20 protein-coding genes are annotated in these 24,734 nt (G+C 40.4%); 8 read left to right on the forward strand and 12 right to left on the reverse strand.

The annotated features are described in order from the left end of the window. Positions 1–5: 5 nt before the first annotated feature. Positions 6–422 carry a thioesterase family protein gene (locus tag V7O67_RS10565; RefSeq protein WP_342304865.1) on the forward strand — a complete coding sequence of 139 codons (417 nt, stop codon included), beginning with the start codon at positions 6–8 and terminating at the stop codon, positions 420–422. A 19-nt stretch (positions 423–441) separates the two neighbouring features. Beyond that, positions 442–2,076: an AMP-binding protein gene (locus tag V7O67_RS10570; RefSeq protein ID WP_342306501.1), complete on the forward strand. Its 1,635-nt coding sequence runs from the start codon at positions 442–444 to the stop codon at positions 2,074–2,076. 49 nt (positions 2,077–2,125) lie between these two features. On the opposite strand, the gene V7O67_RS10575 is transcribed toward V7O67_RS10570, so the two are convergent. Continuing rightward, entirely contained in the window at positions 2,126–4,066 is a 1,941-nt protein-coding gene (locus V7O67_RS10575) for a DUF2341 domain-containing protein (RefSeq protein WP_342304864.1), read from the reverse strand. A 204-nt stretch (positions 4,067–4,270) separates the two neighbouring features. Then, positions 4,271–5,125, reverse strand: coding sequence for an NAD(+) diphosphatase (gene nudC / locus V7O67_RS10580; RefSeq protein WP_342304863.1), 855 nt, complete (start codon positions 5,123–5,125; stop codon positions 4,271–4,273). A 104-nt stretch (positions 5,126–5,229) separates the two neighbouring features. On the opposite strand from nudC, the gene V7O67_RS10585 reads away from it, so the two are divergent. Next, positions 5,230–5,910, forward strand: coding sequence for a 2,3-bisphosphoglycerate-dependent phosphoglycerate mutase (locus V7O67_RS10585; protein WP_342304862.1), 681 nt, complete (start codon positions 5,230–5,232; stop codon positions 5,908–5,910). A gap of 34 nt (positions 5,911–5,944) precedes the next feature. Here the strand turns inward: V7O67_RS10585 and tnpC (V7O67_RS10590) are convergent, their stop codons facing one another. The 8 genes from tnpC (V7O67_RS10590) to V7O67_RS10625 form a co-directional block, all read right to left on the reverse strand. Further along, a complete protein-coding gene (gene tnpC, locus V7O67_RS10590) occupies positions 5,945–7,393 on the reverse strand; it encodes an IS66 family transposase (RefSeq protein WP_406671461.1) in 1,449 nt (482 codons plus the stop codon). Between the two features lie 139 nt (positions 7,394–7,532). Further along, positions 7,533–8,981 (reverse strand): IS66 family transposase, encoded by a 1,449-nt coding sequence (gene tnpC / locus V7O67_RS10595; RefSeq protein WP_406671410.1) that lies wholly within the window; start codon positions 8,979–8,981, stop codon positions 7,533–7,535. A gap of 196 nt (positions 8,982–9,177) precedes the next feature. Next, positions 9,178–9,570 carry a thioredoxin domain-containing protein gene (locus tag V7O67_RS10600; protein WP_342304861.1) on the reverse strand — a complete coding sequence of 131 codons (393 nt, stop codon included), beginning with the start codon at positions 9,568–9,570 and terminating at the stop codon, positions 9,178–9,180. Positions 9,571–9,682: 112 nt separating this feature from the next. Continuing rightward, positions 9,683–11,104 (reverse strand): 2-oxoacid:acceptor oxidoreductase family protein, encoded by a 1,422-nt coding sequence (locus V7O67_RS10605; RefSeq protein ID WP_342304860.1) that lies wholly within the window; start codon positions 11,102–11,104, stop codon positions 9,683–9,685. Between the two features lie 2 nt (positions 11,105–11,106). Then, a complete protein-coding gene (locus V7O67_RS10610; protein ID WP_342304859.1) occupies positions 11,107–12,168 on the reverse strand; it encodes a 3-methyl-2-oxobutanoate dehydrogenase subunit VorB in 1,062 nt (353 codons plus the stop codon). Between the two features lie 20 nt (positions 12,169–12,188). Next, on the reverse strand, positions 12,189–12,419 hold the full coding sequence (locus V7O67_RS10615) for a ferredoxin family protein (protein WP_342304858.1): 231 nt from the start codon (positions 12,417–12,419) through the stop codon (positions 12,189–12,191). A gap of 116 nt (positions 12,420–12,535) precedes the next feature. Beyond that, positions 12,536–14,212, reverse strand: a complete 1,677-nt coding sequence (locus tag V7O67_RS10620) for an AMP-binding protein (protein WP_342304857.1) — start codon at positions 14,210–14,212, stop codon at positions 12,536–12,538. A 9-nt stretch (positions 14,213–14,221) separates the two neighbouring features. Further along, entirely contained in the window at positions 14,222–14,776 is a 555-nt protein-coding gene (locus V7O67_RS10625; protein WP_342304856.1) for an XRE family transcriptional regulator, read from the reverse strand. Positions 14,777–15,111: 335 nt separating this feature from the next. On the opposite strand from V7O67_RS10625, the gene V7O67_RS10630 reads away from it, so the two are divergent. Then, positions 15,112–16,512 carry a TIGR00297 family protein gene (locus V7O67_RS10630; RefSeq protein ID WP_342304854.1) on the forward strand — a complete coding sequence of 467 codons (1,401 nt, stop codon included), beginning with the start codon at positions 15,112–15,114 and terminating at the stop codon, positions 16,510–16,512. A gap of 114 nt (positions 16,513–16,626) precedes the next feature. Here the strand turns inward: V7O67_RS10630 and V7O67_RS10635 are convergent, their stop codons facing one another. Continuing rightward, positions 16,627–17,859, reverse strand: coding sequence for an NADP-dependent malic enzyme (locus tag V7O67_RS10635; RefSeq protein WP_342304852.1), 1,233 nt, complete (start codon positions 17,857–17,859; stop codon positions 16,627–16,629). Between the two features lie 98 nt (positions 17,860–17,957). Between V7O67_RS10635 and V7O67_RS10640 the strand changes: the two genes are divergently transcribed. Further along, entirely contained in the window at positions 17,958–18,359 is a 402-nt protein-coding gene (locus tag V7O67_RS10640) for a Mov34/MPN/PAD-1 family protein (protein WP_342304851.1), read from the forward strand. Positions 18,360–18,582: 223 nt separating this feature from the next. Continuing rightward, the gene (locus V7O67_RS10645; protein ID WP_342304850.1) at positions 18,583–19,023 is read left to right on the forward strand and encodes a pyridoxamine 5'-phosphate oxidase family protein; all 441 of its coding nucleotides are present in this window, start codon (positions 18,583–18,585) and stop codon (positions 19,021–19,023) included. A 326-nt stretch (positions 19,024–19,349) separates the two neighbouring features. Here the strand turns inward: V7O67_RS10645 and V7O67_RS10650 are convergent, their stop codons facing one another. Then, positions 19,350–21,740 carry a PKD domain-containing protein gene (locus V7O67_RS10650; RefSeq protein WP_342304849.1) on the reverse strand — a complete coding sequence of 797 codons (2,391 nt, stop codon included), beginning with the start codon at positions 21,738–21,740 and terminating at the stop codon, positions 19,350–19,352. Positions 21,741–22,240: 500 nt separating this feature from the next. On the opposite strand from V7O67_RS10650, the gene tnpC (V7O67_RS10655) reads away from it, so the two are divergent. Beyond that, entirely contained in the window at positions 22,241–23,689 is a 1,449-nt protein-coding gene (gene tnpC / locus V7O67_RS10655; protein WP_406671462.1) for an IS66 family transposase, read from the forward strand. Positions 23,690–24,173: 484 nt separating this feature from the next. Next, the gene (locus tag V7O67_RS10660) at positions 24,174–24,692 is read left to right on the forward strand and encodes a PaaI family thioesterase (protein WP_342304848.1); all 519 of its coding nucleotides are present in this window, start codon (positions 24,174–24,176) and stop codon (positions 24,690–24,692) included. The last annotated feature ends 42 nt before the right edge of the window (positions 24,693–24,734 follow it).

Raw genomic sequence — 24,734 nt, forward strand, 5'->3', positions numbered from 1 at the left:
TCAATATGTTCAAAACAACTGTTACTCCCAGATTCGGTGATATTGACGGATTAAAACACGCCAATAATATTGCCATTGCCATATGGTTCGAACAGGCTCGTAATCCTGTATTCAGACTGTTTACTCCTGACCTTGACCTGAGCTATGAGAACTGGAAACTTATCATGGCAAGGACAGAGTACAATTACGTAGGTGAAATGTTCTATGGAGCAGACGTCGATATACTCACCTACATCTCAAGGATAGGTAACTCATCATTCACAGTAACCCAGGAAGCATGGCAAAACGGGAAAATTGGTGCAATAGGCAGATCTACAATTGTTCACTACGATTTCATCAATAAGAAATCGGTTCCTATACCTGATGACAGAAGGAAAGACCTTGAAGAGCACCTGCAGGAAGAAAGTGATAGTTGTAAATGATATCAAGGAGAAATTAATCATGCCTTTTACAAATGATACAATTGGTGGTTTTTTCGAGAAACAGGTCATGAATGACCCGGACAGGGAATTTATGATCTATCCCGACAGGGATCTGAGATTCACCTATAAAGAATTCGACGAGCGTGTCAATATGCTGGCCAAGGGACTAATAGAGCTTGGTATAGGCAAAGGTGACAAAGTTGGTATATGGGCAACGAACGTGCCTGACTGGCTGACCTTCATGTTCGCAACATCAAAGATCGGTGCTGTTCTAGTTACAGTCAATACCGCATACAAGATCCATGAAGTCGAGTATGTAATGAAACAGGCTGACCTGAAAGCCATTGCCATTATCGACGGTTTCAGGGACGTAAGTTATATTGACACGATCAATGAACTGGTTCCTGAACTGAAGACACAGAGCCGTGGAAATCTTAAGAGCGAGAAGTTCCCTTGTCTGAAAAGTGTTATTTTCATCGGTCAGGAAAAACACAGGGGAATGTACAGCACCCGTGAGTTATTCCTTTTGGGAAATCATGGCAATGATGAAGAGATTCACAAGATCATGAAAACACTCGACACACATGATGTCATCAATATGCAGTATACATCAGGAACAACGGGTTTCCCGAAAGGTGTCATGCTGACCCATTACAATATCCTAAACAACGGATACTATATCGGAGAAAGGCAGAAATTCACTGAAAAAGATATAGTCTGCCTGCCCGTACCGCTCTTCCACTGTTTTGGAATTGTGCTCGGTGTACTTGCAACTCTAACCCATGGTGGTACACTTGTGATAATCGAGTTATTCGACCCGCTCATGGTGCTGGCTGCAGTCCAGAAAGAAAAATGTACAGCCCTCTACGGTGTGCCAACAATGTTCATTGCAGAGTTCAGCCACCCGATGTTCAAAATGTTCGACCTTTCCTCACTTAGAACAGGTATCATGGCAGGTTCTCCATGTCCTATTGAAGCTATGAAAAAGGTTATCAATGAAATGAACTGCAAGGACATTACCATTGCCTACGGACTTACAGAAGCATCACCTGTATTTACCCAGACCAGCACAGATGATCCTATCGAGCGCCGTGTCAGTACAGTTGGAACTTCCTTGCCTGAGATAGAGGTGAAGATAGTCGATCCGGAAACAGGAGAAAATGTGGGACCGGATGTTCAGGGTGAGATATGCTGCCGTGGTTACAATGTCATGAAAGGATACTACAAGATGCCTGAAATGACAGAGATAGCAATTGACAAGGAAGGATGGCTGCACAGCGGAGACCTTGCAACAGTTGATGAAGCCGGATATTACCGCATCACTGGTCGTATAAAGGATATGATAATCCGTGGCGGTGAGAATATCTATCCAAGGGAGATCGAAGAATTCCTGTTCACAGTACCAGGTGTCAAGAGTGCACAGGTCGTTGGTATACCTGATGAGAAATACGGTGAGATAGTAGGAGCCTTTGTGGTCCCCAAGGACGGAAATGAACTCACCGAAGAGGATGTAAGGGATTATAGTCGCTCAAAAATAGCACGCTACAAAGTTCCGAAACATGTTTTCTTCGTGGATGATTATCCACTTACTGCAAGTGGAAAAGTGCAGAAGTTCAAACTCAGGGACCTGGCAGTTGAGCTTTTGAAAAAATAAAATAAAGAACAAAATTTGAAAAATAGAATCAGATGATGTGATTATCACATCATCTTCTTTTTTGTCTGTATGAGACTGCCAGCAACCCGGCAGCAGCGAACAATACAGTAAATCCTGGTATTCCCCTACTTTCTTCTGTTGTTTCAGGTATCATACTGTACTCATCATAATCTTCGTAGACGACTATTGAAGTACCCATGAATGCAGTATCGTTGGCATAGTAATCCTGAAGCTCTTCCAGTAAGCTCTGGACACCAGTATCGGTCATGAAGCCTTCATTTACTGCGATTCCAATGATAGCTTTTGATTCGGATATCCTTATTTCACCCATCTTTGGTGCTATAGAATCTATGATCGCATCTTTGGTTTGGGGATAATTATCATCCAGAGAATATGTCTGAAGGACTATAAGGTCAGCACTTGCTGAAACCTCAGGAATATCTGCCAGAGCATATGATGCCGGAATATCAATAGCCACAGCAAGTTCGTCTCCTACTATCTCACGGACATCCTCAAGAAGAAGCAGATTCAGAGTGCAGGCTTCCTCAGGGTCATCACTGCATGGATCAAGTGCAATATCAACACCATCAAAAGCTGAAAGTGACTTGTTGTTATAATCAATGACTTTTTCCAGTACATTTTTGACGTACACAGAATTGTCTTCATCAGAATCACTCTTCGGATCATTGAATATCATTGCATATACCTGCATGTCGTTGTCACGAGCCTGTTTTACGAATCTTTCCAGGTTCCAGACGTCATCACCATCTGTAAGCAACATTACAGTATTGATCCCGCTATCTTTGAGATCTACTATAGTGGCATCATCATAACCTTCTGTGCCAAAGATTCGGATCGCACTCATAAGACCACTTGCAGGAGTTATATTTATCCTTGCAGGTTCAACTTCTGTAATTGTCTCTTCTTGTGCTATGTTACCTGCGAACATTACAGTTGGCTCTTCAGAAACAAAATTGCGCACGTAGGCATAATCAAAAGATGCATATCCGGTGTTATCTGAAACATCGGAATAGGTGCTTGCAAACAGATAGACCTTCATGTCCGTAAGAGGAATATAATTGTTCTCTTCTGTTGCCGTAAGGTCCATTCTGCTGTCCCTGACACCATTCTTGAACCAGGCTATCTTTCCAAATTCATCCCCCATATACCATGCAACGCCTACTGTGTACCAGTCACCTTCGGCTACATTAACACTTGTAATATCTGCGGGGAAATAACGGGCATCACTTTTGGAATTTTTAAGAATCCAGGTCACCTTGGTCTCATTCTCAAGTTCGGTGGATGTTAATACCTGATTTTTTGTTTCCCTTTGGGGGTCTACAAATCCCTGTGCTATGATAGGACCGCGACTGTCGGTACCTGTGGTCACTTTTTTCCTTTTGACCACGAACATGGAATTTATCGGGAACTCATCCTTGGATTTGATACTTACAACATCCTCCGGATGGAATTTTGGAACTATGAGATTGGATACACCATTAGAAACTTTTAGCTCACTGCCACCTGTCGTGTACGATTCCCAATTGCCAAATAAGCTGGAGCCACTGAAATCATCATATAACTCAAAAGTAGAAGAACCGCTGCTTACATCGACTGCATCAGGATTCCCATACTGCATTGTTATTTTAGCACTGCCATTAGCCGCAATGGATGGAACTTTAACCCATACGACCGCTTCTTCCATTGAAACATCCCATTCTTCTATCCAGTGCTGAAGCTGCTTATCACCGGAGGAAAAACGAATGTCTTCCCCTTCTGAACGTGCAATTGAAAAATCAAAGTTGGAACTATCAAGAACAATGGGTATCTGGTAATTTATCAGGTTATTCCCGGAGTTTTCTTTAATAGTTATCTCTTCTGAAAAATTCCATACTCCTCCACCTGAATATGTTAACGCAGCACATGTTTGCACAAGTACGATACAGATAAGCAGTAATAATGTTGCATAAATAATTCTTTTTAATAGCAATCCTCACACCTCTTTAAAATAATCTGAACTTTATTTACGCCGTATTTCTTACTAATAATTTGTAATCAGAGAGTATAAGTGTTGTGCATATTATTCTTTCTGTTTATTAAGAATAATACATATTGAGAATAATATATTAATAAGATAAACAAAATATAGTGCCTTTCTATCAAAATACAAAAAAAAAAAAAAAGGATTTGTAAATTATGAATGCTTGCTAATGAAATGTTCTATCAACCATCCCGATATACTAGTATTCCTCGGAATAACAGGAATCTCATCTTTTCTAAACCATCCGGCTTCCTCTATTTCAACACCGTCAACTTCTATTTCCCCTTCTGCAAACTCTGCGGTAAATCCGATCATAAGCGAATCCGGATAAGGCCATGGCTGACTGCCAAAATATCTGACGTTCTTTATTGAGATTCCTACTTCCTCCCTGACCTCTCTCACAACTGCCTCTTCTATTGACTCACCGGGTTCCACAAAACCTGCTAAGATACTATAAAGTCCTGGCTTAAAATGTGGAGAGCGAGCAAGCAGTACCCTGTCATCCTTTTCTATAAGCACAATGATAGCGGGGGAAATCTTGGGAAATGCAAGAAATCCACATTCAGGACATTCTTTTGCTCGTTCATTCTCTCTAAGCGATGTCCCGGAACCACACCTGCCGCAGAATAAAGTATTTTTGTCCCACTCCATGATATGAACAGCTTTTCCCGCAAGATAAGCAAGACTTTCTTCCAGAATTCCGGTCAGCTCCCTAATACCTACAAAGCTGCCATTCTCACCGATCGGCCCAGCAGCATTTGAACTATCAAGCTCCGCTGAAAAGCAGGAAATATCCCTGAGTTCACCCAGATACTGGGTCCCCAGAACATCGAGACCCATATTCTCGATCTCTTCAAAAGAAGGCAGCCTTAAACTGTCATTCTCATTCAGCAGCAATAACTCACGGTTCTTAAATGCAAAACAATAAGTTTGATTACTGTCTTTTTTTTGCGGGGGATGAATCAACGGCAGGAAATCCGATTCCCATAATCTGTCTTCTGTGTTCATAGCTGAAGAACAATGTCTGGGTACGTTTATCAAAGTTACCTTAGAAAACCTTAAGTTTTAATAATCTGCAATCAAACTAGTATTCGGTTTAGTGGGGATAATTGATGAACTATCTGATACTGGTAAGACACGGGCAATCAAGATGGAATCTTGAGAACAGGTTTGCAGGGTGGGTCGATGTACCCCTGAGTGAAAAAGGCATTCGTGAAGCAATGGATTGTGCCGAAGAACTTGCAAACGTAGAACTGGGTGTTGCCTTTACATCTAAATTATCCAGAGCACAGGAGACACTGTTTCTGATACTTGCAAAACAGAAGAAAACGGGCGTTTTTCTGCATGAGAACAAAAAAAGGGACAAATGGTCACATCATCCTTCAAGATTCGATAATTCTGAGATACCGATATATTCAAGCGATTCCCTTAACGAAAGATTCTACGGAAACCTGCAAGGCCAGAACAAACAGGAAGCAAAAGAAGTTTATGGGGAAGAACAAGTTTTCATCTGGAGAAGAAGCTATGACATACAGCCTCCGGGTGGTGAAAGTCTCAAGGATACTTATGAGCGCACGATCCCTTATTTTAAGGAACATATTCTCCCTCAGCTTGAAGAGGGGAAAAATGTCATTGTTGCTGCACACGGAAACAGCCTGCGCTCCGTGGTCAAGTACATTGAGAATATCAGTGATGGGGACATAACCAAATTGGAGATCGCAACTGGAAAGCCATTATATTACCAGTTCGTGAAAGGCAAATTAATAAAGAAAGAATGTAACTATTCAGCCTAGCTCACTTCCACCAAGCTGATTTCTTCATCCACGATCAATTCTGCAACTTTGAAACAAATGAATTGCCATAAAATATTGCACTAATTGCATCGATAACAGATTCAGAATTCTTATTAACAGTAGACACGTATCCTCTTATACGGCAGAAATTTTTTGCACCCTGTTCACTGCGGAAAGTACCTGATATCTTCTGCTGTACTTTCGTCATTCTGATATCTCTTTCAGCCTGATTGTTATCAAACGGAACGTTTTGGTCGTACATAAATCGCAAGATATCCTCTTTATGGCCAATAAACCTATCCAGCAAATTCTTTACCGTGGTCTGCTTCTTACGTCCTCGTTTTTTAGACCGCACATTTGATTCCGGATCAGGAGGATTTTCATTCACTCCTAAACAAGTTATGTGATCATAATCCTCACTGAACCTTTGAATTAGCTCAGTATCTAAAAGATCATTATCAACATGATGTTTAATGCATATCAAGAGATCACTCATTATCTTTGGCCACTGTTGATCCCTGTTTTCGGAAGCTCCAGTTAACTCTCGTAATAAATGTGCATTACATAATGAATGTTGACATTCATATTTGTTGTACGGTTTCCAAAAATCATGTGTTGCAACACCAGTGTAACCTGGTAATATGCCCATAGCATCCATTGCTTCTGAGCCCCTTTTGCGATGTGCAAAATAATAGGTCAGTTTGTCTGTACCTGCCACATGAAGCCAATTACGAACTGCATTTATTCTCATTCCTGTTTCATCCAGATTGATGACAGGAGATTCTTTCAGGAGATGTTTCACTGTATTTTCAAAAGCTCCAAGCTTCTCAAAACAACTACGTTCCGTGTTCACCAAAGTAGCAGGACTTATCTTGCATCCCAAAATATCAGAGAACAACTTGGTAACACGCTGATAAGGAAGTAATTGGTAAGTGTGCAAATAAACTGCAAATGACTTAACTCGATGACCGTATTGAGTCGGCTGAGTTACACCATCTGGAAAAAGAGCTTTGTTTACATGAGAACATTTGGGACATGTTTTAATCTCGCAACGATGTTCAATGCAATTGATAGTTATAGGAGGAATGTCAAAGACCTGTCTTCTTTCATAGTCAGAGGGAACAGAAGCTAACGATCTCCCACAATTGACGCATTGATTAACAGGATGAACAATAACTTCATCCGGATCATCATTTATTCTTAATGTAGTACCAGGATGACCGTTTTGACCACCTACATGCTTATTGGTCTTTTTTCTTTGACTTTTAACGGTTGGTTTATTCCGTGCATAAGAATCAGTAGAAGGTGGTTTGCTACTGTTGCGACTATTCTTTTCAAGCATTTCTTCCAAATGCCTGACACGCTCTTCAAGTTGTGCAATTTGGAGAGATTGATGTTCAATTATCCCAAGTAATCGAGTTACAAGTTCTACTACTGCTTCTGGACCAGCTTCATAAACTGCAAGTATTTCTTCGCGGTCTATACAAATCCCCTCAGATTGATAGACGTTTTTTATGATATTTTACTGAATATTTTTTAACACATAGAATGAAGCCATAGTATATTGTTTTGTAACTATTCAGCCTAGCTCACTTCCACCAAGCTGATTTCTTCATCCACGATCAATTCTGCAACTTTGGAACAAATGAATTGCCATAAAATATTGCACTAATTGCATCGATAACAGATTCAGAATTCTTATTAACAGTAGACACGTATCCTCTTATACGGCAGAAATTTTTTGCACCCTGTTCACTGCGGAAAGTACCTGATATCTTCTGCTGTACTTTCGTCATTCTGATATCTCTTTCAGCCTGATTGTTATCAAACGGAACGTTTTGGTCGTACATAAATCGCAAGATATCCTCTTTATGGCCAATAAACCTATCCAGCAAATTCTTTACCGTGGTCTGCTTCTTACGTCCTCGTTTTTTAGACCGCACATTTGATTCCGGATCAGGAGGATTTTCATTCACTCCTAAACAAGTTATGTGATCATAATCCTCACTGAACCTTTGAATTAGCTCAGTATCTAAAAGATCATTATCAACATGATGTTTAATGCATATCAAGAGATCACTCATTATCTTTGGCCACTGTTGATCCCTGTTTTCGGAAGCTCCAGTTAACTCTCGTAATAAATGTGCATTACATAATGAATGTTGACATTCATATTTGTTGTACGGTTTCCAAAAATCATGTGTTGCAACACCAGTGTAACCTGGTAATATGCCCATAGCATCCATTGCTTCTGAGCCCCTTTTGCGATGTGCAAAATAATAGGTCAGTTTGTCTGTACCTGCCACATGAAGCCAATTACGAACTGCATTTATTCTCATTCCTGTTTCATCCAGATTGATGACAGGAGATTCTTTCAGGAGATGTTTCACTGTATTTTCAAAAGCTCCAAGCTTCTCAAAACAACTACGTTCCGTGTTCACCAAAGTAGCAGGACTTATCTTGCATCCCAAAATATCAGAGAACAACTTGGTAACACGCTGATAAGGAAGTAATTGGTAAGTGTGCAAATAAACTGCAAATGACTTAACTCGATGACCGTATTGAGTCGGCTGAGTTACACCATCTGGAAAAAGAGCTTTGTTTACATGAGAACATTTGGGACATGTTTTAATCTCGCAACGATGTTCAATGCAATTGATAGTTATAGGAGGAATGTCAAAGACCTGTCTTCTTTCATAGTCAGAGGGAACAGAAGCTAACGATCTCCCACAATTGACGCATTGATTAACAGGATGAACAATAACTTCATCCGGATCATCATTTATTCTTAATGTAGTACCAGGATGACCGTTTTGACCACCTACATGCTTATTGGTCTTTTTTCTTTGACTTTTAACGGTTGGTTTATTCCGTGCATAAGAATCAGTAGAAGGTGGTTTGCTACTGTTGCGACTATTCTTTTCAAGCATTTCTTCCAAATGCCTGACACGCTCTTCAAGTTGTGCAATTTGGAGAGATTGATGTTCAATTATCCCAAGTAATCGAGTTACAAGTTCTACTACTGCTTCTGGACCAGCTTCATAAACTGCAAGTATTTCTTCGCGGTCTATACAAATCCCCTCAGATTGATAGACGTTTTTTATGATATTTTACTGAATATTTTTTAACACATAGAATGAAGCCATAGTATATTGTTTTTTGCATCATTAAAACAGTCAGGCTGAATAGTTACATTGTTTTTTGCATCATTAAAACAGTCAGGCTGAATAGTTACGAAAGAATAAAAAATAGCAAAAAAGATGAAGTTCACTCATATGGTGAAATTTCATCTGCCAGGGGAGAGGTGTGCAAGACACATTCATCGCCATGATTTACAAGTTCTTCAATGGATTTTCTTAGTATGGAAGGATAGACCAGACCAACTTCTTCTTTAATAGCACGTCCCTTGCAGAAGAACTTAAAAGTTGGAGTTCCTCTTATACCATATTTCCTTGCAGTCATAGGGCTCTCAAGTCCGTTCATCCTGACAAAAGTACATGAATCATGGAATTCACTTGAATATTCCCTGAAATAAGGTTCTATTTCCTTGCAATGAACACAGGTAGGAAGATAGAACATAACTACCATGGGCTTCTCCTGATTTCCAATTAATTCATCCCAGTTAGAATCATTAACTTCGATCACATTATTTTCAGTCATTTTTACCGCTCCCATATTAAATAAAAACGTACAAATATTAAAATGTATCTTCAAAAAAAGAAATGTAACAGGCATAAAAGCCTGCATCGATTAATTTTGGTAAATATCTGTATCAGATATTCTCTTTTGTCCAGGCTGCTGCTGCATCCAGAACAGCATGATTGAGCGGAATGAGTTTTGGTTTCTTGGAGAAAGTTTCAGCCAGAGCAGCTTTGAAATTGTCCTCACCAAGACCTGTTATTCCAAGAGCCATGATAACTCCGAGCATGACCGTATTTGCAGCTTTCTCTGAACCGGCATCACCTGCGATCTTAATTGCCGGTACAGCCACACCAGTGACACCTTCGGGGATATCACATTCGCCTATGGTCGAGTCGTAGAGTATGTAACCACCTTCTTTGACATCAACAGCGAATTTTTCCAGCGAAGGACGGTTCATTGCAACAAGAACATCAGGAGTGTAGACCACAGGAGAACCAATAGATTCACCTGAAACAACCACTGAACAGTTGGATGTGCCACCTCTTTGTTCAGGACCGTATGACGGATACCATGAAACGAAACGCTGCCCATCACAACCTGCGTGTGCAAGGGTCAATCCCATACTAAGTACACCCTGACCTCCAAATCCTGCTGCCTTTATCTGGACTTCCGGGAGCGAAGGATTCAGGATTGCATCAGCAGATGACTCAGTCTCAAGATTGAAGAGGGCATCAATTGCCTCTTTATCAAAAACACTATTTTCCCTGAGAAGTGGTTCCGTCTCAGCTGACAGGTCCCTTAAATTGCCCAATGGGAACTCCTGTTCCATTTGCTCGTTCACAAACTTAGTGCTCTGTTCAGAGTTCTGCCTCAGATTTGTAGGACAATTTGAAAGTATCTCAACAAATGCATATCCTTTGCCATCACGCTGTATCTCAAGAGCTTTGCGGATAGCCTTGCGTGCCTTGCGGATATGGGATATATCTGAGATCGAGACCCTTTCAATAAATACAGGGGCTTTCAGATTGTCGAGAAGCTCACACATGTGCAGAGGATAACCTGCAAACCGTGGGTCTCTTCCATCAGGACAGGTAACGGTCTTCTCCCCAATAAGAGTGGTTGGTGCCATCTGACCTCCCGTCATACCATAAACCGTGTTATTGACAAAGAATACTGCTATCTTCTCACCACGGTTAGCTGCCTGCAGAGTCTCATTCAAACCTATAGATGCAAGGTCACCATCACCCTGGTAAGCGACAACCACCGCATTATCCTGCGCTCTTGAAACACCGGTTCCAACAGCTGGTGCACGACCATGAGCTACCTGGAGATTTCCACAATCAAAGTAATAATAAGCGAAAACAGCACAGCCTACAGGACTTATCATGACACTGCGGTCCTGTATCTCCAGATCGAACATTGCTTCACCAATGAGCTTGTGAATAATACCGTGACCACATCCTGGACAATAGTGAGTTGCAGTCGGTGCTGCACCACCCTTACGGGAGAATTCAGGATACAAACCTGCGCTTTTGATAACTTTTTCTGCCATCTTTATTCCTCCTTTGCAGCTATTTTCCTGATACTTTCCAGCACCTGGTCCATTGTTATCAGGTTTCCACCCATGCGATATACAAGTTCTGTGGGTCTGCTGCACTCAATAGCAAGTTTGATATCCTCAAGCATTTGTCCGTTACTCATTTCAACGGAGACAAATGTGCATTCCCTTGAATCTGCAATTTCCTTTAATTCTTTTTCAGGGAACGGGAAGAGTGTCTTTGGTCTGAAAAGACCGACTTTGATACCTTCCTTTCTTGCCAGGTCGACTGCTGACCTGCATATACGACTGCTGATTCCATAGGAAACAAGGATTATGGATGCATCCGTTGCCATGTAATCTTCGAAATCGGCCTCTTGTTCTTTTATGGTGTCGTATTTCTCCTGGATCTCATAGTTGAACTCTTCCAACTGGTTGAAATCAAGGAATATAGATGTAACAAGATTCTCTTTGGTATCAGCTGTTCCGCTTACAGCCCATGATGTGTCAATTTCCGATCTGACAGAAACCTCCGGGAACTGCAGGGACTCAACCATCTGGCCAAGTACTCCGTCAGCCAGCACATAGACAGGGGTACGGTACTTGAAAGCAAGTTCAAAGCCTTTGATGACCATGTCGCACATTTCCTGTACGGAGTTGGGAGCCAATACTATACTCTTGTAATTACCGTGTCCGCCGCCCTTTACAACCTGACTGTAATCACCCTGTTCAGGACCTATATTACCAAGCCCTGGACCTGCTCTCATAATATCAACTATGACACAGGGAAGTTCAGCACCAGCAAGATAGGAAACTCCTTCCTGCTTCAGACTTATACCTGGACCTGAAGATGCGGTCATGACCCTGTGACCGGTGGATGCTGCACCATAGACCATATTAATGGCAGCCTCTTCTGATTCAGCCTGTACGAATTTCCTTCCCATCATGGGGAAATATTTTGAAGCCTCCTGCAATATCTCACTTGCAGGGGTAATAGGATAACCAAAATAACAGTCACAGCCAGCGTATAATGCGCCAATGACAGCTGCTGTGTTACCTTTTACTAATTGTGTTGCCATGTATTCTCACCTTTAGCTCATTAATCTTTAAGCGGAATGTGTATCTCTATAGCAAGCGGCTCAGGACAGGTATAGTAGCAATTGGCACAACCTGTACAGCCCTCACCTGCATACTCTACATAGTAGTATCCCCTCTCGTTGAGCTTCTCACTCATTTTCAGGACACTTTTAGGACATGCAACAATACAACGTCCGCAGGCTTTACACTCAATGATATTAATAACCGGGTAAGGTTCTTTCTTGCCTGACATAATACAATTCCTCATTTTAATCTATAAAAATAATATCCCGGAACCGGGAATAATCCATAGACACAATAAACATCTATTTACTTTATGGTCCGGGATGTTTAGCATAACCGGAAAAGTTACTTATCACTTTCCTTGTCGTGGTCGCGTATTTCTACACGTCTTATCTTTCCGCTGATGGTCTTTGGAAGTTCAGGTACGAACTCGACCACACGTGGGTACTTATAAGGTGCAGTGACCTTCTTTACATGATTCTGAAGCTCTTTTTTCAGTTCATCGCCTGCAGTGTAATCCTTTGTAAGAACAATAGTTGCTTTGATGACCTGCCCCCTTACAGGATCAGGCACACCTGTGATGGCACACTCAAGAACAGCAGGGTGTTCTATAAGAGCACTCTCTACTTCAAAAGGACCTACACGGTAACCGGATGTCTTAATGATATCATCGGCTCTGCCAACAAACCAATAGTAACCATCTTCGTCCTTCCATGCCATATCACCTGTGTGGTAATATCCATCATGCCAGACCCTGGAAGTCATTTGCTCATCAGAGCGGTATCCAGCGAATATGCCAGGTGGGTTTCCGAAACTTGTGTCGATGACGATCTCGCCTTCCTCACCAACCTCACATGGTTTGCCTTCGCTGTTAAGGAGAATGATATCATATTCAGGAGAAGGTTTGCCCATAGAACCTGGTTTTGGTTCTAGCCATGGGTAAGTTGCAACGGAAACAACGGTTTCTGTCTGTCCGAATCCTTCCATGAGCTTCATGCCTGTTATGCGGTAGAACTGTTCATAGACTTCAGGATTCAACGGTTCTCCTGCTGTTACACAGTACTTGAGACTGCTGAAATCATAGTTACTAAGGTCTTCCCTGATTAGGAACCTGTATATGGTTGGCGGAGCGCAGAATGTAGTTACACCATACTTAATGGCGTTCTCAAGCATCCTGTCTGCACTGAATTTTTCATAATCATAGACAAAAACAGAACTGCCAGAGAGCCACTGGCCATAAATCTTACCCCATACGCATTTTGCCCAACCTGAGTCGGCAACAGTGTAGTGGAGACCTTCATCTGTGACATTCTGCCAGTATTTTGCAGTTATAATATGTGCAAGAGGATAAACAAAATTATGTTGCACCATCTTAGGGAAACCTGTTGTACCTGATGAGAAGTAATTCAGCAAAATATCATTGTTTGAAGTTGCATCCTCACCGGTTGGACGGACAAAATCCTCAGATGCCTTTTCCATTTCTGCTGTGAAATCAAGCCAGCCTTCCTTTTCAATTCCAATGACCAGACGATTTTTCAGTATGCTGCTTATCTCTTCGTAAGCCTCATCCACATAACTGAGGACACCTTCATCAGGTGCGCAGATGACAGTGTTGATAACTGCACGCTCTACCCTGTAGACGATATCCTTCCTTGTAAGCATATGTGTGGCAGGAACTGCAGTGGCACCTATTCTGTGAAGTGCAAGCAGACAGAACCAGAACTCATACCTGCTCTTTAGCATGAGCATTACGCTATCGCCTTTTTTGACGCCAAGATCATTAAGCATACTGGCAGTCTTGTTACTATAATACTCAAGATCCTTGAAAGTGAGTATCTTTTCGTTGTCGTTGTCATCGCACCAGACGAGAGCTTTTTTATCAGGCTCTTGCACAGCATAAACATCAACTACATCGTAGGCAAAGTTAAAATTATCAGGAACGTTTATTTTGAAGTTTTCCTTAAAATCTTCATAGGAATCATATTCAACACGTGAAATATATCTGTCAAGTAATGAAGTCATACTGCCTCCTCATAAAATAACAGCCAGGAATTTTGCAGGTTTTCCACCCATTGCCTGCATTCCGTGTGCATAATTGGAATCAAAAAAAATGGAATCTCCTTCTTCAAGAACTATCTCGTTATGATGAATAGTTACTTTCAGGGTACCTTCAAGGACGTAATCGAATTCCTGTCCGGGATGAAAGTTAGTTGATACAGGTGTTCCTTCCGGTTTCGGGACTACCTTGACAACAAAAGGTTCAGCTTTCTTGTGAGAAAAATTAGCAGCAATGTTCTGGTACTTGTAATCTTTACGACGCTCGGCACTGACTCCTTTGTCCTTTCGGGTTACAGAGAACACATGCATCCTTGGAACTTCACCTGTAAGCAGCACAGATAGATCAACATCGAGGTTCTGGGCAATCTCAAATAAAATGCTTGCCGGAACGTCCTCTTCTGCATTCTCATACCTGGCGTATGTTTCAACAGGCAATGTTAGCTTTTCAGCCATCTCCTCAACGGAAATATCCGAAATATCACGTAATTCCTTTACACGAGCTGCAATTTCTTTGATCTTTTCCTGCATAGAAATACCTTCACAAAATCATCATGTGGATACAATAAGAGAAATGTGTGTCAAAATGGGTTCTTTTACCCTGATTCCTCCAGATTGGTTCGTGATTTTAAGGGTTACTATTATTTTAATATATTTGTTCAAATAATGCTATGCTTAGACATGACATGGATTTATATGCTGATTTTTGAGAAAATGAAAAAAGAACAGATTTGATCTTATTGAAGGAAATATATTAATAAAATAATAAGGAATTTATCATTATCAATATATACTTTAGTGGTATCTATCATATTACTAAAACACAATCGATTAACATGGACGGCATTTGGGGATTGTTTGAAAAAATGGAGCATGAATACAGAAGGCAATTACTTCATGCTGCCTTCGGTCTTTTGATACTGCTTTTCCCATTTATCGGACCCGAGGTACTGCTGCTATTGAGTTTTTTGGTTATAATTGGAATGACTTTTCTTCCAGAAGATTCAGCAATAAACAGATACCTATACAAAAAACCACTTCCAGGCTCAAGGGAAATGCTCACTGATAGCATCAATGAGGGATTGAAAAGTGCAAAGAACCTAGCCATTGCAGTATTTATCCTGATGCTAATAAGCTCATTATTAGAATTCACATCGTATCAGCTTCCACTATATGTTATTGCAGGCGCAATAGCAATATCCACTTTTGGTACCAGTGCTGCGAATTTCATACGGCACAGAAAAAAGCTGCAATCTCTTCGCTATGATCCGAAAAATATTGATGGCCGCGAATCTCATCTGTTACCCTCAAGTATCGTACTCCTTGGTGTGGGAATAATAACAGCATACATTGCCGGAACATGGCTCATGCACTGGCATAAAATAGATGTCAACCCGAATATGCTATTTTTCCTGGTTGTCATTGGTTCTACAACAGGTGCTCTTTTTGAATCAATTCCTTCACGTATAGATAACAATCTCTCTGTTCCTCTTGGTTCTGGGATGTCGATGTGGCTGTTCAGCTCTTTCGGATACTCAGTACCACCTCAACAGATGTTCGTTGCACTTGTTTTTTCATTGGTCCTGGGTTATCTGGCCTATAGGACAAAAATAGCTGATCTTTCAGCACTTTTCAGTGCGGCCCTGCTTGGGGTGCTAATCATTGTTTTCACTGAACTCTTCTGGTTCATACTCCTGCTAACATTCTTTATTCTGGGAGGAGCTTTCACCAAATTCAAGTATAAGTACAAGGAATCAATCGGTCTTGCACAATCAAAGGGTGGAATGCGCAGTTATGAAAATGTTTTCAGTAACAGCACAGCAGCTCTTGTACTTGCCATATGCTACGGGATATATCCGCAACATGCAGACCTGATAATCTTTGCTTATCTTGGCACTGTCGCAACAGCAACAGGTGATACACTTGCAAGTGAGATTGGAACGACAGCCCAGTCACAACCAATAATGATAACCACCCTAAAACGCACGCATGCGGGAGTTGATGGTGCAGTAACAATACTTGGAGAAATAGCAGCACTCCTGGGCTCAATGGTCATAGGCTTGCTTCCGGTCCTCTTTGGAAGAGTGGATGATACGTTCCTTGCCATAACTGTTACAACTGCAGGTGGGTTTTTGGGAACGAATGTAGATAGTCTTCTTGGTGCAACTCTCCAGAAACAGGGAATACTCTCAAACAGTGGTGTCAATTTTGTAGCTACCTTTGCAGGTGCCATTATATCAGGAGCACTCTATCTTTTGCTGGTATAATAGCTGTTTTTAACAACTTACAACCATTTTTAGTGTTTTTAATGCTTTTAGTAATTCTCCTGTATAAAGGAGCATATAAGACTGCTCCAAGGGAAAAAACCAACATAATGGGTCCTAAAGAGCGTTAATCTTTGAAACGCCACTTCTAACAGCCGCTTCTGCAACAGCTGATGCTACAGTTTCCACAACTTTTTTATCAAGCGAACCGGGGATTATGTAATTCTCGCTGAGCTTATCATCTGTAACGATACCTGCAAGTGCATACACTGCCGCCAGCTCCATTTCCGGGGTTATATCACTGGCACGCGTGTCCAGAGCACCACGGAATATACCTGGAAAACCAAGACAATTGTTTATCTGGTTAGGACAATCAGATCGACCCGTTGCAATGACTCTGGCACCTGCTTCTTTTGCAATGTTCGGCATTATCTCAGGAACAGGATTGGCCATTGCAAAAACAATTGCATCCGATGCCATGGATGAAACCATTTCACTGTTTACTATCCCGGGTGCTGAAACACCGATAAAAACGTCAGCATTAACCAGCACGTTTGCAAGTGTCCCTTTTATATTTTGTTTGTTTGTCGCCATGGCAATTTCCTCTTTTTCAGGATTCATACCTTCTATGCGTCCTTTGTAAATAGATCCACGACTATCACATACAATAAGCCTTTCAGGATTGATACCAGCGTGTAGCAATTTGAAAGCTATCGCTTTTCCTGCAGCCCCGGCTCCCGATATGACCACTTTAATGTTTGGTATTTCTTTACCAATGACCCTCAAGGCATTGATCAAACCAGCAATGACCACAACTGCTGTTCCATGCTGATCATCATGGAACACGGGTATAGAAAGTTCATTACGCAATCGTTCCTCTATCTCAAAACACCGGGGAGCACTGATATCTTCCAGGTTAATACCACCAAAAGCAGGTGCTATATGTTTAACTGTGCGGATTATCTCCTCAGTATCGGTCGTGTCCAGACAAACAGGAAACGCATCGATGTCTGCAAGTTCTTTGAATATCAGAGCTTTACCCTCCATTACAGGTAAAGCAGCATACGGACCAATGTTTCCAAGACCAAGGACAGCAGAACCATCTGTAATTATTGCTACCGAGTTCTTTTTCGTGGTGTATCTATAAACGTTATCTACGTTTTCTGCTATTTTTTTGCATGGTTCGGCAACTCCGGGAGTATAGGCAAGACTGAGATCCTCCATATTATTGAGAGGAACCTTGCCACTAATACCAATAACTCCACCTGCATTTTCATGTATTTCCAAAGACCGCTCCCCCAGACTATTGTCACCTTCCTTGCACGTGAAAAACTTAAAATGTTCATCCATTTTTATTACTTCCCAAACAGTACATAAATTCGTTTTAATATTCTGAATTATAGATGTCTTCAAAAAAGTTATATGTTCCCATATCCTAGGAATATAGAATGAGTACAGAAATAAAGGGCATTGCAAAAGAAACACTAAACTTCGCACTTGAGGTCAGCAAATCCACATACCCGAATGAATTTGCAGGTCTCTTGCAGGTAAAGGATGGTATCATAACCGATATTTTATTTCTCCCTGGTACTGAATCAAGTGAGATCAACGCAGTTCTCAAGCTTTTTATGATGCCAAATATCTCAGCAGTCGGCTCGGTACACAGCCACCCAAGCTCTGTAATCAGACCTTCAAAGGCAGACCTGAGACTTTTCAGCAAAACCGGCAACCACCATATTATAGTTGGTCATCCATTTGGCCCTGAAAACTGGAAATGCTTTAATGGGAGCGGTGAAGAGATCATACTGGATGTATTGGATGTCGAGATAGAAGATGATGAAATTCTTTGATATGGATTCTTACAGATCATTCTTAAAACTGTCCTGCCATCCTCTTTATAATTTCTATGCCAAGCAATAATTATAAGATTCCTCAGTTGAGTTGTTATGCCAAAATAAAATCCAAAGTAGGTTTTCTAAAGAGCAAAAATGTTAGTGAATGTCAATAACTAACAACATCTTTTTAACTTACAGACCAACTCATATTTAATGCAAATATATGGAGTGTGAGAAATTGTCAGATGAAATCAAACAGAAAATAATTGATTACTTAGCTAGCCATAATTGGCTGAACCTTGGAACTGTGGATAAAAATGGAAATCCGATAGTTCATACCATGATGTATGTGTCTGATGGTGCAGTGGTTTATTTTGGGACCGGAAAGGACACGCGTAAAGCTGTTAATATGCTTAACAACAGTAATGTGGCCTACACAGTAGATGATGATGAATTGCAGTTAATGGAAATTACAGGCATCCAGATGGAAGGAAAGGCATCTATTGTTACTGATGAAGCAGAAGCGGGAAAAGCATTCCAGTTAATGCTCGAAAAGTTCCCCTTTGTTGCCGACATGCCTGTGGCTAATGATGAGATACTGGTTAAAGTGGAACCGGCAACAGCTTACTACCTGGACTACACCAAAGGACTTGGTTACAGGGATATGGTTAGCTATTAAAAGTTCTATTATTGTATGAGCATCACAACGAGTTGAGCCAATACTCATTCTTTTTTCAACTCAATGAAAGACCGGAATTATCAAAAATAAAATGTAACTATTCAGCCTGATAAAAACGCTATCAATAACAATCTTGACAAAAAGTTGAAACGTAAATTTCATTAGGATCATTTATTTTGATTGTTGCTATTGATTGATTTTTTGATTGTTAGATTGTTAGTGAGCAGACATCTCTATTTCGATGAAATCAGTACCAATAGGCAAATCGTGCCAGGCTGAATAGTTACAATAAAATAAAAAATGATGACAGGACACGTATCCTGTCATTACTCATTCTTTCTGAATAAAAGGAATGCAAGAGTTACAAAGACCAATGACAACATTCCTGTAAACCCAGGTGTGTCTTTTGGTTCTTCAATGTCTGGCTCACTCAATTCTTCCTCTTCAGAGATAATCGATTCTGGTTCACTTTCAACAACCTCAGCACCTACGCTATCACCTATGACAGAGAATATGGAAAATCCAGGTGTCTGAGCATCGAAATAAAGGAATTCACCATCATCACTGATCTTATTACTTGGAAGATCTTCCCACTGCTCACCATGGAAACGCGTCATGCGGATTGTTTCAGTATCAATGCTGTTCTCGTTAATCCATTCCCAGCTAACCTTGAAACGAATCATTATGTTGTCAGCATTATGTTCCGAAATAGTTCCCTCACTTCCAACATCGATACTCATTACTGAATAAGAATTGCCGGCTGGAGCAGGAATATCAGAAGGTTCACCTTTGAGAACCTGAACTTTAGTGACAACAAGACCCTCATTGTCCTTTGCATCAAAGCTGATTCCAAGAACAGGATCATCCCCCTCAGACAAGTCAAAATCTACAGCTGTACCACCCATTACATGCTGAACAGATGTATCGGTGAATGTTACAGTCTCAGGTGGCTGACTTGGGCCGACAGATGCACGATAGCTGGAATCGGAGCTACTGCTTGAACTGACGGCAGTTACAGTGATGTAACCTGTCTGAATACTGGTGTTGCTGCCACCCACGTTTGTTGCATTCAGAACAACAGTATAGGTTCCTGCAGTTGTATAGGTATGTGTCGCATTCTTATCAGTCGATGTAACTCCGTCACCAAAGTTCCATGCCCATGAAGTAGGAGTATTGTTGGAGAAATCGGTAAATGAAACTGCCAGCGGTGCCGTTCCTGATGTAACATCAGCCGTAAAATTGGCAACAGGAGTTGCAGCAACGCTGATGTATGATAACTGAGTGCTGACATTGCTGCCACCAACATTTGTTGCATTCAGGCTGACATTATAGGTACCAGTAGACACATAGCTATGCGTAGGGTTCTGGGCAGTTGAAGTATTACCGTCACCGAAATCCCAGGACCATGAATTAGGAGCATTGGTAGAGAGATCGGTGAAGTTAACAGAAAATGGAATTGCGCCTGATGTGACATTAGATGTGAAGCTGGCAACAGGTGCTACGGCCGCTGTAATGTAGTTGATCTGAGTTTTAATGTTACTCCCATCAGCATTTGTTGCATTAAGGCTGACATTATACGTACCTGCAGCTACATAGGTATGTGTCGCATTCTGGTCAGTCGAAGTATTACCGTCACCGAAATCCCAAGACCATGAAATGGGTGTATTGATGGAAATATCGGTGAAATTTATAGTCAGAGGAACAGCTCCATTAGTAACATTAGATGTGAAGCTGGCAACAGGAACAGAGCTTGTTGTGAAATTCCACAGGTCTGAGTGAGCTTCTCCTCCATTATTTTGGGCTATTATATGCCAGTAGTAAGTTGTATTTGCAGATAGACTTGAAAGAGATAATGGTGATTCAGTAAATGTGGAATTAGAGTATATTGGGCTACTCAAATCAGAGTTTACTGAAACCCTGACGGTGTAATTAGTAGCATTTTCAGAACTCCAACTCAGAGTAGGACTTGTAGATGTTGTAGCACCAACAGACGGATTTGGAGCATACGGTTTTGTTGGTGGCTGGACACTACCGTTCTTGTAGAGCAAAATGTCCCAGAAATCATCTGTACTTGCTCCAGACTTAGTATAATTGACCCCATCGTCATATGCAAAAGTTATTGCATAGCCGCTTCTTATCCCGGCATCCGCATTGATGGAATGCTGTACATAATTACCAGTGCCATTCTCCTGAATACCAATGGTTGCACTCTGCCCATAAGAACGGGTAGGGGATATAAGATCATTGTAATTGAATGTGATATTCCCATCTGATACCAAATGGACTTGGAAAGTACCCATTACGAGTTCTGAGCTAAAAAATCCATAATTTGTCCATTGTACTACCAATGCATCAGTTCCATAGGGGTTACCCTTATCTCCTGATGCAATTGATTCATACAGGATATATCCATCAGATGAAATTAAATCGTCCCAGAATGGGAAAACGGCAGGACAATTATAGTTTGTTGTTGGCAGATTCATATTACCGAAAGTACTAGATTTACCAGTAAAACTGACAACACCGTTACTAGTTACGTTAAATTGTGTATGGTTTATATTGTAATATGGAAATTCAAAACTTATATTCAAGGTTTCGGAAGCTCTATCATCCACACTATCCAGAGACGACACATGTATCCCTTCAGCATAGTACGTAGCGCAGGCAGGGGATACAAATATAGCAAGAATAACAATTACAAGAATGATATATTTCATTTCATATCACCCTGCCGATACTTTTTATAGCTTCTGATGTGGTTAACTGCGATACATCTGGGTATAAAGCAACACTGAAACTGATAAGTAGCATTAATTTCTCGTGCAACTGATTAAAATGTGACACTTTTTTCAAAAAGTTCTCTCCTATACATTATGGTAAAATATTATAATCAGAAATAATGAAGCAATTTTATATATTAATATTTATATAATAGGCAAGTATATGAAACTTACGTCACCGAAACAACTGTAAAAATCATAGAAAAGATACAATCCCATAGATTGTACGAACTTATAAACTACTTTTACATCAGCGTTCAATTCATTGTAAGCAGGAAATTAAAATCAGATTCAGGAAATTATGTTTGTTTTAACGTAACTATTCAGCCTGACTGTTTTAATGATGCAAAAAACAATATACTATGGCTTCATTCTATGTGTTAAAAAATATTCAGTAAAATATCATAAAAAACGTCTATCAATCTGAGGGGATTTGTATAGACCGCGAAGAAATACTTGCAGTTTATGAAGCTGGTCCAGAAGCAGTAGTAGAACTTGTAACTCGATTACTTGGGATAATTGAACATCAATCTCTCCAAATTGCACAACTTGAAGAGCGTGTCAGGCATTTGGAAGAAATGCTTGAAAAGAATAGTCGCAACAGTAGCAAACCACCTTCTACTGATTCTTATGCACGGAATAAACCAACCGTTAAAAGTCAAAGAAAAAAGACCAATAAGCATGTAGGTGGTCAAAACGGTCATCCTGGTACTACATTAAGAATAAATGATGATCCGGATGAAGTTATTGTTCATCCTGTTAATCAATGCGTCAATTGTGGGAGATCGTTAGCTTCTGTTCCCTCTGACTATGAAAGAAGACAGGTCTTTGACATTCCTCCTATAACTATCAATTGCATTGAACATCGTTGCGAGATTAAAACATGTCCCAAATGTTCTCATGTAAACAAAGCTCTTTTTCCAGATGGTGTAACTCAGCCGACTCAATACGGTCATCGAGTTAAGTCATTTGCAGTTTATTTGCACACTTACCAATTACTTCCTTATCAGCGTGTTACCAAGTTGTTCTCTGATATTTTGGGATGCAAGATAAGTCCTGCTACTTTGGTGAACACGGAACGTAGTTGTTTTGAGAAGCTTGGAGCTTTTGAAAATACAGTGAAACATCTCCTGAAAGAATCTCCTGTCATCAATCTGGATGAAACAGGAATGAGAATAAATGCAGTTCGTAATTGGCTTCATGTGGCAGGTACAGACAAACTGACCTATTATTTTGCACATCGTAAAGGGGGCTCAGAAGCAATGGATGCTATGGGCATATTACCAGGTTACACTGGTGTTGCAACACATGATTTTTGGAAACCGTACAACAAATATGAATGTCAACATTCATTATGTAATGCACATTTATTACGAGAGTTAACTGGAGCTTCCGAAAACAGGGATCAACAGTGGCCAAAGATAATGAGTGATCTCTTGATATGCATTAAACATCATGTTGATAATGATCTTTTAGATACTGAGCTAATTCAAAGGTTCAGTGAGGATTATGATCACATAACTTGTTTAGGAGTGAATGAAAATCCTCCTGATCCGGAATCAAATGTGCGGTCTAAAAAACGAGGACGTAAGAAGCAGACCACGGTAAAGAATTTGCTGGATAGGTTTATTGGCCATAAAGAGGATATCTTGCGATTTATGTACGACCAAAACGTTCCGTTTGATAACAATCAGGCTGAAAGAGATATCAGAATGACGAAAGTACAGCAGAAGATATCAGGTACTTTCCGCAGTGAACAGGGTGCAAAAAATTTCTGCCGTATAAGAGGATACGTGTCTACTGTTAATAAGAATTCTGAATCTGTTATCGATGCAATTAGTGCAATATTTTATGGCAATTCATTTGTTCCAAAGTTGCAGAATTGATCGTGGATGAAGAAATCAGCTTGGTGGAAGTGAGCTAGGCTGAATAGTTACGTTTTAACTAACTCATTTTCAACATAAAGTTTCAGAACTATGCGTTTCTCTATCCATTTAGAACTTAACTATGATAAAAGATAAGAATGGATGCCAAACTTATTCCAAAAATGTTAACACATCGATATCACAATAGAACTCATCGCTCAATGAAAAGATCACAAATAGATAGAATCTACCCATTTGCTCTTTTCTACATTAAACCCCGATATAGACTTCTTTTTTGTGTGGTACAAATTAAAATCTCAGACTACACCATGGTAGCTGAGGAATGAGTAGTATGTCAGCAGTGCGATCATAAGTGAAACAAACAGTGTTCCAAAACTGTACGAATTATAGCTAACGTTGTATTCTGTCATGATTTATCATGATAGTGATTAGTTCAATTCTATATAAAGTTTTCTTTTATTTGTCATGATTAATCATTTTATTTGTGACACTACGAACAATCCATATAATTAAGGTTAACAATAAATACGTACAAGAAAAACAGAGGAGATTAGATTTTCTTCAGATGAGGGAAAATATGGAAACTCAAGAAAACATGAATGATATAAAGAGATATTTTTCGCAGGAATGCTTTGCATCAAATTCAGGCATGGATCTGACCTTTGTCTCAAAAGGATATGCAAAAGCAGAGATGAAAATTGAAAAAAAACACCTTAATATCCTGGGCAGTGTCCACGGAGGAGCTATTTTCACATTAGCAGATATGGTGTTTGCAGCAGCATCCAATTCCCACGGAAATGTAGCAGTTGCTATTAATGTAGATATAGCCTACGTAAAAGCTGCAATCAAAGGCACCCTTTTTGCTGAAGCTAAAGAAACATCAATAAACCCAAAAATATCAACGTATGTAGTAAATGTAACTGATGAAGAAGGAGACACTGTTGCCATATTCAACGGAATGGCTTACAGGAAGAAGAATAAACTTGAGATTCCTGAAGAATAAAAGTAATTTTCTAATTAATTACGGTAAGAATGATAAAAAATG

The sequence above is a fragment of the Methanolobus sp. ZRKC4 genome (assembly GCF_045291305.1).
GTDB lineage: Archaea > Halobacteriota > Methanosarcinia > Methanosarcinales > Methanosarcinaceae > Methanolobus.